Genomic DNA, 14,898 nt, shown 5'->3' with positions numbered 1-14,898 from the left:
GGTGATATGGCCAGGCCCACACCCCAGGTCCGCGACCTGACCGTCCCCACTCGCACTTACGACCTCGGCGAAGGCACCCAAGATCGCACGGTCCACCGGTCAGGAGCCCACCTTGACCACCCTCGAACGCACCCTTGCCCAAGCACTCACGGAGATCGTCATTAGGCTCTGGTGACGGCGACCCGAGCACCAGCCCCATGACGGCGGCAGGCCGGTGCCGGGGGTGGCGTCTTGGATGGCGGCGGTGATCGCCCGGCTGCCGGGCCGGGCGGTGGGGCATCGGGCCGTTCCCGACGCCCCAGGTGTTCATGACTGTGGCCTCAAGCTTGTGGCCGGATCAGCGATCAGCGGGTTCCCACCACGTCAAATTGGCGGCCGCCTGGGCCACCGGCTCGATGATCTCCCACGCTTCGGCGATCAGCCCATCGTGCAACCGCCAGATATCGATTACCACGATTCCGGGCTCGGCGCCGGGCAGCCGCCGCTTGACGGGGACGCGCTATCGGCGGCCTGGGGCGCGATCGCAAGGGTGCTGCGGGCCCACGAGCCGTTTCCGGCGCTGGTCATCGATCGTCGCTGGAACATCGTGATGACCAATCGCGCCATCGAACCGTTCCTCGCAGACGTGGCCCCCGACCTGCTCCGGCCGCCGATCAACATGGTGCGGCTGGGGCTGGACCCGCGCGGGCTCGCTCCCCGGATCGTCAACCTGGCCGAGATGCGTTCGCTGCTGCGTACCCGGATCACGCGGCAGCTTGCCACGGCTCCCGACCCCGAGCTCACCGCGCTCTATGAGGAACTGCTGGCGCCCGGCTTCGACGACACGAGCCACCCGATCGAGTCCGAGGTCGCGATCCCGATGATCTTTCGCTTCGGCGGACGGGAAATACGGCTGTTCTCGACCACCACCACGTTCGGCACGCCGATGGACATCACTCTGGACGAGGTCGCGGTCGAGTCGTACTACCCGACGGACGCCGAAAGCGCCGCCTACTTCACCCGGTCCGACGTTGAGGCCAGATCAGCAGGGTAGGGCCGGCTGGGCTCGGCCTGACCGCTCCACAGGCGCGGCATCCGCGGGCTGCCTGCTTGCCTAACGCGCCTTAACAACCTTCAAGCCGCTGACCAGCTAGTTCACTTGACAACCCCAGATAACGATCGGCGCTGCGGAGAACAATCTATGCCGCCCGGTATCTGTCGGACCCAGCGTATCGCCGCAAGATCTCCCGCCAGCTCAACAAGGGCGAGTCGCTGCACGCACTCAAGCGGGACCTGCTCTACGCCCACGAAGGCACGGTGCGCGCTCGCCACCTCGAGCAGCAGACCGAACAGGCGTGGTGCCTGACACTGGTCACCAACGCCGTGATCACTTGGACGACCGAGTACTACGGGCTGGCCGTCGAGTCGATGCGCGCGGCCGGGCGGCGCATCGACGACGAAGTCCTGGCCCGCATCTCCCCGGCGCACAGCGAGAACGTCAACTTCTTCGGCGCCATCGACGTCGACATCGAAGGCGAACTCGCCCAGCTCGGCCCCACCGGCTACCGGCCACTGCGCGTACGCGACACGCTCTTCTGACACCCCGCTCGGGCGAGCTTCGATGTCGCGCGGTCACGACGACGTTCGAGCCCGCCCCGCGCACTCCCGATTCGGACGACCGCAACATGCAGCGGCTTGAGATGGTCGCCGCGATGGATGAGGTGTCCCCGCAGTAACGCTCCTACGTCGGCCCGCCCCAGTACGAAGGTGTCCCGCTGGGGTGGATGGCCACCGAGACCGTCGGCCATGCGCATCCCGCACGTCAGCTACCGACCCCGGATACCCCCAGGATTACAACACTCGGTCTCGCCGACGACACAGTGACTCCGCCAGCGCGGAGACGATCAAGTCTTGGCGCCGACATGCTCTCACCGCACACTCACTCCCGGCCATCGGGTCACCCCTGAACCCCCCGGCAGGCCGCTACCAGGGTCGGATTTCTTCTCAGAACTCGTTCTCACGTAAACAAGAACAGGGCGAGTTATGGGAGAGGTTTGTGAGAGGATTCCGGAGGTGAGCAGCGAACCGGACTCAGCCACCGCCGATGCCGACGAAGTCGAGCGCCACCTATGCCTGCGGTGCCGGGTCGAGCCGGGCTCTCCATGCCGGTCGCGCTCCGGCACGGTCGCCGGGACCTACCACACCGGCCGGTTCATGAAGGTGCCCCGGCTGGCGAAGCGGCTGCGGGTGCCGACGCCGGCCGATCGGGGACCGGGGCAGCTGTGGCGCCCGGGCAGCCCGCCGCCGGCGCCGATTCCTACGGACACCCCGGCCACCGACATCAGGGTCGGCTACGCCCGCTGCTCGCACCTGACCCAGGAACTCCAGTCTCAGCTCGACGCCCTGGAAGCGCACGGCATCAGCCGCGACAAGATCTTCGCCGAGAAGGTCTCCACCCGCGTCCGGGTGCGGCCAAAGTTCGAGGCCGCGCTGGAGATGTGCCGCCAGATCAAGGCCCACGCACCACACTGCCGCGTCATCCTCACCGTCTACGAGATGAAGCGGCTGGGCCGCGACTCCGCCGAGCTGACCGCGCTCGCCGACCACCTCACCGCCCACGGCATCGCCCTGGAAATGCTCGCCGGACCGCTGCCCGGCATCTACGACCCCAGCGGAACCGGCCGCATCCTGTTCGTGTTCTTCGCCGCGATGGCCGAAACCGAACGCGAGAACATCCGCGAAGCCACCCTCGAAGGCTTGAATGCCGCCGCCCGCAAGGGCAACCACGGCGGACGCCCACCAGTCATCACCGACGACATGCTGCACACCGTGCTCCGACGTCGTGCCGACGGCGAGTCGGTGCAGGACATCCGAGGCGACCTGATCATCCCCACCGGCAAACGCAAGGGACAAAACCCGAGCCTGGCCAGCATCTACCGAGCACTCGCCGAGCACGACAAGCGCCAGCGGCACCCGGACGCGATCGAACAGGCCCACACCACGTTCACCACGTTCGCAGCCGATCAGGCGAACACCTGACCAACCGAAACGGCCATCACCGCTGGTCAGCCAGTCGGGGGGCCCGAGGCGTCTCAGCCTCGGGCTCCCGCAGAATCCCGGCGTGACAGCCTCCCGTCACCGGGCTCTTGTCATCCTGTTCGCCAGGCGTGCGGTGTCCACCGCCAATGCCGGAACATGGCGAGGTAGGCGCGGACAGCGCTTTTGTAGGCGCGTCGAGCCTTCCTGACCGGTTTCAGTCGTCGATACTTCTCACGGATCCAGCGCACCAGGGCGGGTTCGCCCGCCGTCGCCCACGCTCAGCTCGGTGACCCGCCCCGCACCTGACACGGCCGGCCGAGGGGTCACCCGAGCGCCCGGTCACGATTGGCCATCGCTGACGGCCAGTACGCCCTGCAGGCCGCGCGGACCGATCAGCCTGGAGGTACGAGGTGGTGGCCAGGTTTTTCCCGTTCGTGCTCGCGGTGCTGGGCGTGGTCCTGGTCGCGGGGCTGACGTAGGTGCTCGGTCCGGGGGCGGCGTGGGTGCTGGAGCACTTCGACGGGGTACGCGGCTTGGACGACAAGGACCTGGTGGCGGCCCGGCAGGCCCGGTCGTCGGCGTGGTCGGGGTGGTGCAGCTCGGCGTAGGTCCTGCCGCGAGCACTGGGGTCCTCACCGTTCTCCGCGGTGCTGAGCTCGGGGATCAGGCCCATCACCTCGCGGTCGCCCGCGCGGCCGGGTCCGTAGACGTCGGCGAACGGGTAGCGGAAGAAGCGACGTTGTGGCTGTAGTTGTCGCGCACGAAGGTCAGGCCGGACCAGACCAGCGCCCCGGCCGCCGTGGCTTCCACTTGGCGGCACCCCATATCGCGGTGAGTGGCGGGCCCGGCGCCTGAGAGCCCTGGCGACTGCCACGGCCGGCACCGTTCGCGGCGTTGTGGCCCCAGCGGTCGACGTCGCGCACGGAGCCCAGCACGGTGCGCGACCCCCTTGAATCAGAGACACGCCAGGCACAGTGATCTTACTTTGCGCACTTGAATCGCTACTTTATGCATGCGTCTTGTTGATGAGCGAAACCTGACTCACTCGTCCCGTCGGAAGAGGACCATGCATCCCATCCGCGTATCTGGCTTCTTCGTCATGCTCACCTCGGCATTGGCGATCGCCTGCGCCCCTGTCCCCGCGGCCATGGCCGCCACCTCCCACACCACACTCCACGCTGACCCTCCCGAGGAGGAAACCTGCCCCAACGGGCAGCCGAAACCGTGCGGCGCCCAGGAGGAACGCGGCGGCGTCGACGCCGACCGAGAAGAGACCAAGAAGGACACGGCCAAGGCCAAGGAGGACATCGCCGAGGCCAAAAAGAAGGTGGAGGAATGCCCTCCGACCTCGAAGCAGTGCATGGAAAACCTCATCGGCGACGGTGGCCAGCAGCGCAAGGACCTCGACGACACCCGGCAGGCACTGGCCAACTTCCGGCCCGCACCCTCAGACAACGCCGCATCCGCCATCGCCGAAACGTGTGACGAGTTCGCCGCGGGCCTGCCCGCCGCACTGCGTAACTCCCCTGACTTCTCCCAGCTGACCGGTGTCTGCGAGCTGATGAACCCATGACCGCCGTGAACTCTCCTCTTCGTTGGACACCGCTGGTTTTCGCCGCCGTCCTGGTCGCGCTCGTTCCGGCGACCGCCTTGGCCACCCCCATGCCCGGCGTGCCCGACGTGCCCGACGTTCCTGTCGCCCGGGCCTTCGACGGCGACAAGCCGCTGCCGTCGGTGGACGAGGCGGTCAGGCGGTGCGCGGAAAACCCCGGCGGCTGCCGCTTCCGCATCGACCCGCAGGCCTCCCGCGAGTACTACAGCGCCGTCAAGTCCCTGGGCAACGCGGTCATCAACTGCACCAAGGACCCGATCAGCGTGGCACGCCAGGTCACCTTGCGTACCGGCAGCACCGACAACCTCGGCGGTGAGATAACCGGCAACATCTCGATCGAGGGACAGGTCAACGCCTCCGGCGAGGCCTCCGCAGGGGTGTCGGGAGAAGGCAGCGGAACCTTCACCACACCCAACACCCAGCAAGGACCATACGCCGCGTTCAATGCCAAAGGAGGGGCGAACGGCAGCGGCAAACTGGCGGGCTCGCTCGGCGCCAAGGGCGCCTTCCAGGGCGCCTTCAAGCTCCACTACCAGCGCAGCTGGACCACCGAGAACACCGAGACAACCTCCTACACCACCACCGTCCGCTCGGGCGACGCCCTGGTCTTTGGGGCCAGCTCCGCCATGCAGCGGGTCGCGGGAAAGATCACCATCGGCGCCCTGCAGGTGCGCAACGTCACGGTCGACGGCCCCTCGACCGTGAACACCAGCACCTTCGTCGCCGACACCTTCACCGTGCCGGGCGACACCTGCGACCGGTTGCGGCCCGCGAGCAAGACCGCCGTGGAAGACACCGTCAACCGCGGATTCCGCAGGGCTGATCGCTCGACGATCCTTCCCGCGCTGCCGGAAGGCGCGCGGCTGAGGCAACGCACCGTGCTCGCCGCCGAGCGTTCCTGACCGCCCCGCCCGAGCACCCCTTTTTTTCGTGGAGATCATCATGACGTCACCGCACACTCCCGCCAGGGCCGCCGTCGCCGGCGCACTACTGCTGGGCCTGGGCCTGGCGGCACAGCCCGCACACGCCACCCAGCCCGCCCCTGCCACAGCATCCGCGCAGACCGCAGGGCCCGATACCAAGCCGGTCGCCGTCATCAACGGCGACTTCGCCCTGCCCGCCTTCACCGGCACCGGCCCGAACTGGGCGGCTGTCCAGGGCTGGTCCGTCGGCTCGACCAACGGATCCGGCACATCCTCCGGCGTCGCCCGCTACGCCGACACCGTCTCGGGCCATCCCGACGGCAAGACGTCCGTCATGCTTCGCCTGCCGAACGCCGCCACCCACTCCTTCAAGCAGCGGCTGCGCGGTGTGCGCGCGGGCGCCCAGGTCACCGTCACCTTCGACGACAGCCCCAGCGTGGCCGCCGTCTGTACCCCGGAGGCTCTCGCCCAAGGCCAGACCTACACCGTCGAGGGCGACGGCGGCCAGGCCAGCACCCAGACCACCGCCCCGGACCCGAACAAGAAACCCAGAACCCTCGGCACCGGTGTCTGGCGCACCGGCCAGACCTACACCTTCACCGCCGGCGAGCACGAGCCACTGCTCACCTTCACCTCCCAAGTGCCCGCCACCGACAACGCCAGAGGGGACTGTGGTCCCCTGATCGCCAATGTGCGGGCAGCCCAGATCCCGCCGCCGGTGGACAAGACCATCCCGAAGACCGCGCTGCCGGCCTCCCAGGCCTTCTACGGCAACGACCGCAGGCCGGTCGCCGACGCCGTCAACCACTGCGCGAGCGCGCCCGGCACCTGCTCCTTCACCCCGCAGGAGGACTACTCCTACACCTACTACGAGCCCGCGAAGGCCAACGGCGACACCTACATCAACTGCACCCGCAACGCCCTGACCCGCAACCGTCCCGTCACCGTCGCGGGACGCTCCTACGGCGACCTGCCCGCCAAGGCCGGACTACCGGGCAGCGCGGGCGCGGCCAGCTCCATGGCCCAGCAGTTCGCCGCCGGGTCCGGAACGGCTCCCAGCTGGGCCACCTCCATCACCCACAACGTCACCGAGGTCGTCCAGCCCGCCGAGGCCTCATGGGTGGAGACCCAGGCCGGGCGCCGCCGCACCGAGGGCTGGTTCACCACCAGCCCGGCTCCCGCCGACCCTCACACCGAGTGGCGCCTGCACACCGTCCTGGACTACCCCGCCACCGAGCTGTCCGACCGCCTCTACCAGCGCACCGGTCCGATGACCGGCTCCGAGAAGCAGCGCTGTCAGTCCAACCGCCCCACCGCCACCACCCCGGTCGGCGCCGACGCCCCCGCGGGCTTCGACCGCGCCCCCTGAAACGCGGGCAGGAAAGGGGGGTGAGGAACATCGGACCGGAAACTGGCGCTTGTACGCTCCGTGACGGCCTACCACGGACAACAGCCCAATATCTGTGGTAGCAGTCATGGCGGGCTACGGTCCCGCCCAGCGGCGTCCGCGTGAATCGACCCCGTTATCTGCGGTAACGAGCCAGCGCACGATCCGGAACGAATGTTCCTCAAGCCCCGCCACCTGGACAGTGGAGTCGGCCAGCCCGTCGCACGCACCGGCCTTCACCGCGGCCGCCGACACCCGCCTGCTCGCCACCGGCACGCCGATGCGCGGCCAAGGGAGCGAGGCGAGCAAGGCGGCCGCGCGGGCCACGGCCACGCTGCCGGTCCGCCTCGACGCGGAGTGAGAGTGCCGACAGCGGGCGCGGGTGGCGGTCAGAACTCGTCGTCGAGCTGGCGGCGCAGCTGCTCGCGTTCCTCGTCGGTGATGCCGGTCAGCCATTCCCACCGGGTGACCCGGCGGACTTGGGGTGTCGCCAATGAGCGTGCCACCAGCCGCCAACCGGGTTAATCACCCAGGCCAGGCGATGGTTCTCCCAGAGAGGATGAGCGGCCAGAGCCGTCACGATCTCTAGGGAATGTCGTTGACCTGCGGCTTCTTGCTCGTTTGGGGCTGGTAACACGCTCATTGGCGGCGCCCCGTCTCAAGCTGCGTTGCAGACGCCTGCTTCCCACCCCAGATAACGGCCGAAACACTTCCTGGACACGCGTTCGAGGAATGGACAAGGCCGTGACGATCTCGGGCGATGGCCGGGCTCGCCTAAAGGAACGGCTCCTGTTCGCAAACCCAAGGCCTGACATGCCGCTATCAGAGGTATCTCACCTTGAGTTCCGCACGATTCCCCCTTCAGAATTCACGAACTCTCGGGGAACTGCCAGTTCCGCCAGGACGTCACGCGCACGCGCGTAGGGGTGTCTCATATGTCGCGGAACCCGGGACCACGCCGTACGACTCCTGGCGCCTCGCACCCCGTGCTAAGACATCGGTAGGGGGAGGCGATCTGCGCCGCTTCGATCCGGTCGGCATCGGTGACCACGCTGCGCAGGGCGGGGCTCGCCAACACCAGGGAGACCAGCAGAAGCACACCGGAGGCGATCGGAACGTAGTACAGCTCCACACGACCCAGCAGCCCGGCCAGGAGTGCGGCCACCGGCCCGAAGCCCGTCGCCGACACCGCGACCATCGACATCACCCGGCCCATCTGGTGGCCCGGCACGATCAGCTGAATGGCCCCGAGCATGACGATGTTGGACGCGGTGATCGCGAAGCCCAGGACCACCCAGGCCGCGACGGCGATGTAGGCGTTGGGCGCCAGGCCGAAGCCGAGGAAGCACAACCCCGTGACGGTGAACAGCACCACTTCCAGGCGGAAGCGGCCGAGCCGGGCGACCATCCGTCCCGCGGCGGCGGCACCGAGGAGGGCACCGGCGGCCGACGAGCCGACGAACACCCCGTACAGGGAGGGCGGCACGCCGAAGTGGTCCCGGGCCAACAGCACCATGACCGCGCTCAACCCCATGAAGGAGGCGTTCAGCGCGACACTGAAGAGCAGGATGGGCCCCAGGGAACTGCCGCGAAAGACGAAGGAGACGCCGTCGCGCAGGTCGGCCAGGGGTGAGGGGCGAACACCCGTCTCCGTGTCCTCGCCGATGGTGTTCTTGGGCCTGCGCACGGCCATGGGCAGTCCCAGCAGCACCAGGGCGCCCAGCAGGTAGGCGGCGCTGTTGACCGCCAAGGGCAGGACGGCCGCCACGACGAACAGGAACCCAGCCAGGGGGCCGCCGGCGAAGTCCTGGGTGACGGTCTTGCCGCCTTCCAGCCGTCCGTTGGCGCGGTCGATGGTCCCGGCAGGTGCGATGTCGGGGAGCATCGCCCGTCCGGCGATGTCGTAGAACACTTCACAGGTCATGACGGTGAACATGACCGTGTACAGCACCCAGATGCCCGCGTGGCCGGTGGCGATGAGCGCGGCCAGAGCGATCAAGGCGCCCGCGCGGACCAGGTTGGCCGCCACCATGAGCCGACCTCGATCGACACGGTCGGCGATCACCCCGGAGACCAGGCCGAACAGCAGCCAGGGCAGGAAGCGGGCCGCGAACAGCCCGGACACCATGAGCGGGTCGTTGGTGAGCAGCGCCGCCACCAGGGGCAGGGCGATGATCATCATGCCGTCGGCGAGGTTGCTGGACAGGCTCCCGATCCAGAACCGGTTGAAGTCCCGCCCGAGCCCGGGTGCGGTTTCGGGGTTCGCGGGTCCACTGGAGGTGTCCGGGGAAGTACTGGAGGGGTGTTCCTGCATGGGTGGACACCTTTCCGCACGTGGGGATTCGCACGCGCCTGGGGCCGGCCGCATCGGTGGAACGGTTGCTCAACCACTTCCTCCACCGTTTGCCTCGCCCTGAAACCCGGGCGCCCTGGCGCCGCCGCGGACCTGCCGGGTGGATCGTGCCCACGGCGGCCTCCCGGGGCTATCGCAGCTGGAAACCGCCGCCGCGGGTCCGCCGGAGTGACCAGCGCGGCAGCCGATAAGCGCTGCGGGCACGGCCAGCGCGTGTGGTCGGCGCGGTTCCACCACACGGCGGTGCTGGTGACGGCGCCGGTGACGCCAGTCGCCGTCACCAGCAGCAGGCCGAGCAGGCCGGGCGGGTCCTGGCCTGCTCAGGGTCTCCGCGCTGCCCGGAGCTGTTGCGACGCAAGTACATGGAAATTCCAATAATTGGAATCTCCATGCACTGTGGCGGTTATGGATGACCTGCGGCTGAACGAAGAGCTCATCGACTGCCTGTTTGCGATCCGTACCCAGGTGCACGCCGAGCTCAAGGAACTGGCCCGCGAAGCGGGGCTGACCGACACCCAGACCGATGTGCTGTGGAGGCTGAGCCGCGAGCAGGAGATGACCGCGCGCCGCCTAGCCGACCGCTTGCAGTGCGACGCCTCGACCGCCACGTCGATGATCGACCGGCTCGAGAAGCGCGGCTTGGTCCGCCGCGTGCCCCACCCCACCGATCGCCGCGCGAAAGTCATCCAGCTCACTCCCGAGGGGTGCACGCTGCGTGATCGCGTCATCCAGCACACCACTGAGCACTCACCCTTCGCCCGCCTCGACCGCGAGAGCAGGCTGCGCCTGCACGCGCTTCTCCGCGAGGTGATCGACGGCACTCAGTCGACAGGTGAGCCCGCCACCGTCAAGGACAACCACGAAAAGGAACAGCAATGAGCAGCAAGACCGCAGTCATCACCGGCGGAGGCTCCGGCCTGGGCCTGGTGACGGCACGCCACCTGATCAAGGCCGGGCAGACCGTCGTCCTCGTCGGCCGGGACGCGGCGCGCACCAAGGCCGCCGCCGACAGCTTGCGCGGCCTGGCCCCTGCGGGCAGTGACGCGGCCCCGCCGAGGACGTATATCGCCGACCTGGAACAGTGGTCGCAGGTACGCGCCCTCGCATCGAAATTGGCTGCCGACACCGTCCCGGTGGACGTCCTCATCAACAACGCAGGGGCGGCCTTCCCCCGGTACGAGCAGACGGCGGACGGCGTCGAACGCACCTACGCGATCAATCACCACGCCCCGTTCCTGCTTACCCACGCCCTCCTGGCCGCAGGAGCGCTCACCCCCGAAGCGCGGATCATCAACATGTCCACGTTCGTGGAAAAGCGCGGCAAGCTCGACGTCAAGGATCCGGATGTCGCGGGGAGAGCGTGGAGCAGCCGCTTCTACAACCAGATCAACGTCTACGCGACGAGCAAGCTCGTCAGCCTCCTGGCCACTCGAGAGCTCGCACACCGCCTGCCCGACGGTATGAGCATCTACAACGCCAATCCCGGCATGGTGAAGGGAACCGCGATCAACAGCAACGCAGGCGGCCTGATGCGGCTGACCGCCCCACTGTTCCGTCCGTTCGCCATCACCCCGGACGAAGGTGTGCAGACCCCCGTCTGGCTCGCCACCGCCTCGCCCGCCCCGCACCCCAGCGGCGGCTTCTTCAGCAAGTCCCAGCCGGACGCCCCTTCGCGCCTCGCACTGGACGACACCCTCGCCCGCATCCTCTACACCAAGACGGCAGCCCTCCTCGGGGTGGAGCCACTCAAGGAGCGAGCCGGATCACGCTAGTTGAAACCAGGTAGGGAATTATCAGGCTATCGGGCGAGTCCCTGGCCGGATACCTCCTCAGACTGTCCTACCGGTTACGCATCACTCCCCTTCAACTCGCCCGGCTGACCGGATGCGCCCGCGGCACCTCCACGCTCATCAGTCGTCGGCTCCTGCTCGACCTCGACATCGGCGACTTCGCCCGGGCCACCAGGCTGACCACCGACGAAGCCGCCGCTCTGACGCTGCTTCCCTGGGCGGACCGCTACCCTCCGATCGCGCGTTCACGATCCGGGTCCTCCTGGCCGACGTCCCTCGACTATTTCGTAGACGATCGTGAACAACAGCGGACGCAACAGGGTGAACCGCTCGGCATGCTCGTCGGTAGTCACGGGGACGTGACCACCCGTGTGGCGGCGGCCGGCTGCTCAGGACGCGGGCCGCCCTTGGGCCAGAGCAGGGAGCCCGGCTTGCGGGCCTCGCGGCGGATCTTCCACACCCCGAGCTTGCAAGTTAGCTCCTTGTATGCCGCGCTAATGCGGCCGCCGACGTAGACGTTCACCGAGGTGTCGTCTTTGCGGGCGAGCTGTCGCATGGCGGCGCGCCGGCCGAGGCTGACGCACGACCCCGTGAGGGCCAGGTTGATCACCGCCGGTTCGGTCCCCGCAACGCGGCTCAGCACCGTGTTGGCGGCCTGCGCCCCCAGCGGCGCGGCGGCCTGGCAGCTCATCCGCAGCGGCTGGCCCGACGGTGCTGCGGCGTCGCCGGCCGCGACGATGTGGTCGTCGTCAACGCTGGTCAGCGTCTCGTCGGTGAGCAGCCGGCCGAGCTCGTCGGTGCGCAACCCGCTCACGGCCGCCAACTCCGGCACGCCGAAACCTGCCGCCCAGATGGTCAGTGCGCTCGCACGCACCGCACCGTCGGCGAAGACGACCGCGTCCGGCCGGACCTCGGTCACCTCATTGGCCTCGAGCACGGCGACACCGTGCCGGGACAGCCACTTGGCGACGTATCGGCGACCCGGCGCACTCACTGAGGGCGCCAGGATTCCGCCACACACCAGCGTGACCGTGCGTCCTTGTTCGGCCAGTTCGGCGGCCGTCTCGATGCCGGTCAACCCGGCACCGACCACGGTGACCGGAGCATCGGGAGGCAACTCGTCAAGCTTGGTGCGCAGCCGCTGCGCAGACTCGAATTCGGCGATGGAGACAGCGAATTCGGCCGCGCCGGGCACCGACAACGGTATCGCCGCGGTGCTGCCGACCGCGTAGATGACGTAGTCGTAGTCCAGCGCGCAGCCCGACGCCAGCCGCACCGTACGGGCGGTGGTGTCGATGCGCGTGGCGCTGCCGACCACCAACTGGATGTCCTCGCCCAGCAGCGTGCCGTAGTCCACCGTGGCCTCGCCGGTGCCGGCCACGAACTGGTGCAGCCGGATTCGGTCGACGAACTCCGGGCGGGGATTGACCAGCGTGATGTCGACGTCGGCGCGCATCCGCAGATGGTTGGCCGCGAGTGTTCCGGCGTAACCGCCACCGATGACGACGACCTTGTGGGGTGTGTGGTGTTCGGGCATGGACATGACAACGTTTCCCTTCTCGATCTCAGCGAGGATGTGAGGCTTGCGACCCGATGGGGGTGGTCCTTCAACACGAAGTGGCCGACACGGGGTTCTCGACGGCGATCCGCATACCCGCCGGGGGCGGCTACCTGCGTGCTGGATGGTGTCTCACCAGTCCGACAACACAAGACCTCGGAATGTGAGGCGACGCGCCAACCTCACAGTTCACCGCGCTGTCTTGTCGAACTGGTGAGGGCAGACCCGACCAAGGGAGTCAGTGACACGATGGCCAGGACACCATGACCACCCCATCCGAGCCAGGACACGGCCGGCCGGATCCGGGCCTGAGCGCGCTCATGAACGAACGGCGCCAGCTGATCAATCTCGCATACCGGCTCCTCGGCTCCCTGGCCGATGCCGAGGATGTCGTCCAGGAGACCTACGCCCGCTGGTACGCCATGTCCCGGCAACAGCAGGACGCCATCGCATCCCCCGGCGCCTGGCTGACCAAGGTCGCCGGCCGCCTCTGCCTCAACGTGCTCTCCTCGGCACGGGCCCGGCGAGAGACCTACGTGGGCGAGTGGATCCCCGAGCCGCTGCCCGAACCCAGGGAGTGGATCACCGGGCGCCCGGACGGCATCAGCGTCGACCCGGCCGACCGGGTCACCCTGGATGAGTCGATCAACATGGCCTTCCTCGTCGTGCTCGACTCGATGACCCCGGCCGAGCGCGTCGCGTTCATCCTGCACGACGTCTTCCGCTACCCCTTCGCCGAAGTGGCCGAGATCGTCGGCCGCACCCCCGCGGCCTGCCGCCAGCTGGCCTCCTCGGCCCGCCGTCGCATTCACGCGTCGCGGGCTCCCGCGGCTCCGGCATCCCGGCAGGCCGGCATCGTCAGGGACTTCAAACAGGCATGGGAAGCCAAGGACATCAACGCCCTCATCGGCCTCCTCGACCCCGACGCCACGGCGACCGCCGACGGCGGCGGCGTCGTCGGCGCCGTACTCCGCCCGATCGAAGGCGCCGAGCAGATCGTGCGCTCACTGCTCAATCTCGCCGGCAGGCTACGCAACCTGACGATCCTGGAGCGTACGGTCAACGGCCAGCCCGGCCTGATCGCTCAGCACGATGGCGTCACCGTGTCGGTGTACGCGTTCGACATCGCAGGCGACCGGATCAAGCACATCTGGGCGGTACGCAACCCCGACAAGCTCCGGCCGTGGAGCGGTGGGGCCGCAGCACTCGGCGACTCAGGAACGGCACGTGGCGCCCGAGCGACGGAAGATGATCTTAGCTAGCACGGACACGCTTGGTTTCGAGCGCGCCTTGCCCGAGGTCAAAGGGCTTCGCCGGCGCCCCCACCCGCGATGGACAGGTATCGCCGCAGGCCGGTGGCACCACACACGACGCTCAATGTTCAGTCGCCTTCACAGACTTACCTGGTAGCGCAGACGGTCTCACACGATCACCGGATGAAAGGACAGAAGATGACGAAAGCGCTGGAATTGCCGCTGCACATGCAGCGGAACGGGCTCAACCCGGTCGAGGAGCTGGCCCGGGCTCGCGATGGCGAGGGTGTGGTGCGGGTGGAGACGCCGTTCGGCCTACCCGCATATCTGGTCTGCCGCCAGGAGGACGTTCGCCGGGTGCTGGCGGATCCGGCCCGGTTCAGCAGCGCCCTCGCACCGGTCCCGGGGGCTGGTGAGGTGGACGCCGACGAGCTGGCCACGATGCGGGCCGGTCAGCTGATCGGGTTCGACCCGCCGGAGCACACGCGGTTGCGCCGGATGCTCACCCCGGAGTTCACGGTACGGCGGATGCGCAGGCTCGAGCCGCGGATCACCGAGATCGTCCAGGCGGCCCTGGACGATCTGGAGCGGGCCGGTAAGCCGGCCGATCTGGTGGCGCACTTCGCGTTGCCGGTGCCGTCGCTGGTGATCTGCGAGCTGCTGGGTGTGCCGTATGCCGACCGCGCCGAGTTCCAGGATCGTTCCGTGCGCCTGCTGGATGTGTCGTTGCCGACGGAGCAGCGGAGCGCGGCGCAGCGGGAGGACCGCGCCTACATGGCCGGCCTGGTGGCCCGCGCGCAGGCGGATCCTGGCGAGGACATGCTGGGCATGCTGGTGCGCGAGCACGGCCACGATCTCAGTACCGACGAGCTGATCGGCATCGCGGGACTGCTGCTGCTGGCCGGGCATGAGACGACCTCGAACATGCTCGGCCTGGGCACCCTGGCCCTGCTGCGGCACCCGGACCAGCTCGCCATGATCCGCGACGATCCGGCGCAGGTCGA

Annotated in this window: 14 protein-coding genes; 12 read left to right on the top strand and 2 right to left on the bottom strand. The window is 68.5% G+C overall.

The window, feature by feature from the left end:
• Positions 1–235 precede the first annotated feature (235 nt).
• From ABZU75_RS40640 to ABZU75_RS40605, 8 genes are all read left to right on the top strand, one after another.
• Positions 236–1,033, top strand: a complete 798-nt coding sequence (locus ABZU75_RS40640; protein ID WP_355566867.1) for a hypothetical protein — start codon at positions 236–238, stop codon at positions 1,031–1,033.
• A gap of 131 nt (positions 1,034–1,164) precedes the next feature.
• Positions 1,165–1,578 (top strand): Tn3 family transposase, encoded by a 414-nt coding sequence (locus tag ABZU75_RS40635; RefSeq protein ID WP_355566870.1) that lies wholly within the window; start codon positions 1,165–1,167, stop codon positions 1,576–1,578.
• A 474-nt stretch (positions 1,579–2,052) separates the two neighbouring features.
• Positions 2,053–3,018 (top strand): recombinase family protein, encoded by a 966-nt coding sequence (locus ABZU75_RS40630; RefSeq protein WP_355566864.1) that lies wholly within the window; start codon positions 2,053–2,055, stop codon positions 3,016–3,018.
• A gap of 479 nt (positions 3,019–3,497) precedes the next feature.
• On the top strand, positions 3,498–3,626 hold the full coding sequence (locus tag ABZU75_RS40625; protein WP_355566862.1) for a hypothetical protein: 129 nt from the start codon (positions 3,498–3,500) through the stop codon (positions 3,624–3,626).
• A 458-nt stretch (positions 3,627–4,084) separates the two neighbouring features.
• Positions 4,085–4,591 (top strand): hypothetical protein, encoded by a 507-nt coding sequence (locus ABZU75_RS40620; protein WP_355566858.1) that lies wholly within the window; start codon positions 4,085–4,087, stop codon positions 4,589–4,591.
• 5 nt (positions 4,592–4,596) lie between these two features.
• Entirely contained in the window at positions 4,597–5,532 is a 936-nt protein-coding gene (locus ABZU75_RS40615; RefSeq protein ID WP_355566855.1) for a hypothetical protein, read from the top strand.
• Between the two features lie 40 nt (positions 5,533–5,572).
• Complete coding sequence (locus tag ABZU75_RS40610; RefSeq protein ID WP_355566852.1) at positions 5,573–6,922, top strand: hypothetical protein; 1,350 nt, start codon at positions 5,573–5,575, stop codon at positions 6,920–6,922.
• A gap of 220 nt (positions 6,923–7,142) precedes the next feature.
• Positions 7,143–7,301, top strand: coding sequence for a hypothetical protein (locus ABZU75_RS40605; RefSeq protein ID WP_355566849.1), 159 nt, complete (start codon positions 7,143–7,145; stop codon positions 7,299–7,301).
• A gap of 570 nt (positions 7,302–7,871) precedes the next feature.
• Here the strand turns inward: ABZU75_RS40605 and ABZU75_RS40600 are convergent.
• Complete coding sequence (locus ABZU75_RS40600) at positions 7,872–9,254, bottom strand: MFS transporter (RefSeq protein ID WP_355566846.1); 1,383 nt, start codon at positions 9,252–9,254, stop codon at positions 7,872–7,874.
• Between the two features lie 444 nt (positions 9,255–9,698).
• Here ABZU75_RS40600 and ABZU75_RS40595 point away from each other — a divergent pair, with 444 nt between their 5' ends.
• Both ABZU75_RS40595 and ABZU75_RS40590 read left to right on the top strand, forming a co-directional pair.
• A complete protein-coding gene (locus tag ABZU75_RS40595; protein WP_355566843.1) occupies positions 9,699–10,172 on the top strand; it encodes a MarR family transcriptional regulator in 474 nt (157 codons plus the stop codon).
• The gene (locus ABZU75_RS40590; RefSeq protein WP_355566840.1) at positions 10,169–11,065 is read left to right on the top strand and encodes an SDR family NAD(P)-dependent oxidoreductase; all 897 of its coding nucleotides are present in this window, start codon (positions 10,169–10,171) and stop codon (positions 11,063–11,065) included. Before ABZU75_RS40595 ends, ABZU75_RS40590 begins: the two co-directional genes overlap by 4 nt.
• Positions 11,066–11,432: 367 nt before the next feature.
• On the opposite strand, the gene ABZU75_RS40585 is transcribed toward ABZU75_RS40590, so the two are convergent.
• Entirely contained in the window at positions 11,433–12,626 is a 1,194-nt protein-coding gene (locus tag ABZU75_RS40585) for an FAD-dependent oxidoreductase (protein WP_355566837.1), read from the bottom strand.
• A gap of 278 nt (positions 12,627–12,904) precedes the next feature.
• Here ABZU75_RS40585 and sigJ point away from each other — a divergent pair, with 278 nt between their 5' ends.
• Positions 12,905–13,903, top strand: coding sequence for an RNA polymerase sigma factor SigJ (gene sigJ, locus ABZU75_RS40580; protein WP_355566834.1), 999 nt, complete (start codon positions 12,905–12,907; stop codon positions 13,901–13,903).
• A 189-nt stretch (positions 13,904–14,092) separates the two neighbouring features.
• Positions 14,093–14,898 (top strand): cytochrome P450 (locus ABZU75_RS40575; RefSeq protein ID WP_355566831.1); only part of this gene is annotated, 806 nt, incomplete at its 3' end.

Source organism: Streptosporangium sp. NPDC005286, from assembly GCF_040607515.1.
Lineage (GTDB): Bacteria > Actinomycetota > Actinomycetes > Streptosporangiales > Streptosporangiaceae > Streptosporangium.
Note: the sequence above shows the minus strand (reverse complement) of the source record. Positions and strands in the feature narration are given on the sequence as shown.

Bases quoted from the DNA above. Each gene is read 5' to 3' on its own strand.
- ABZU75_RS40640 (WP_355566867.1), top strand. From the start codon at position 236: ATGGCGGCGGTGATCGCCCGGCTGCCGGGCCGGGCGGTGGGGCATCGG.
- ABZU75_RS40620 (WP_355566858.1), top strand. From the start codon at position 4,085: ATGCATCCCATCCGCGTATCTGGCTTCTTCGTCATGCTCACCTCGGCA.
- ABZU75_RS40610 (WP_355566852.1), top strand. From the start codon at position 5,573: ATGACGTCACCGCACACTCCCGCCAGGGCCGCCGTCGCCGGCGCACTA.
- ABZU75_RS40600 (WP_355566846.1), bottom strand. From the start codon at position 9,254: ATGCAGGAACACCCCTCCAGTACTTCCCCGGACACCTCCAGTGGACCC.
- ABZU75_RS40595 (WP_355566843.1), top strand. From the start codon at position 9,699: ATGGATGACCTGCGGCTGAACGAAGAGCTCATCGACTGCCTGTTTGCG.
- ABZU75_RS40590 (WP_355566840.1), top strand. From the start codon at position 10,169: ATGAGCAGCAAGACCGCAGTCATCACCGGCGGAGGCTCCGGCCTGGGC.
- ABZU75_RS40585 (WP_355566837.1), bottom strand. From the start codon at position 12,626: ATGTCCATGCCCGAACACCACACACCCCACAAGGTCGTCGTCATCGGT.
- sigJ (WP_355566834.1), top strand. From the start codon at position 12,905: ATGACCACCCCATCCGAGCCAGGACACGGCCGGCCGGATCCGGGCCTG.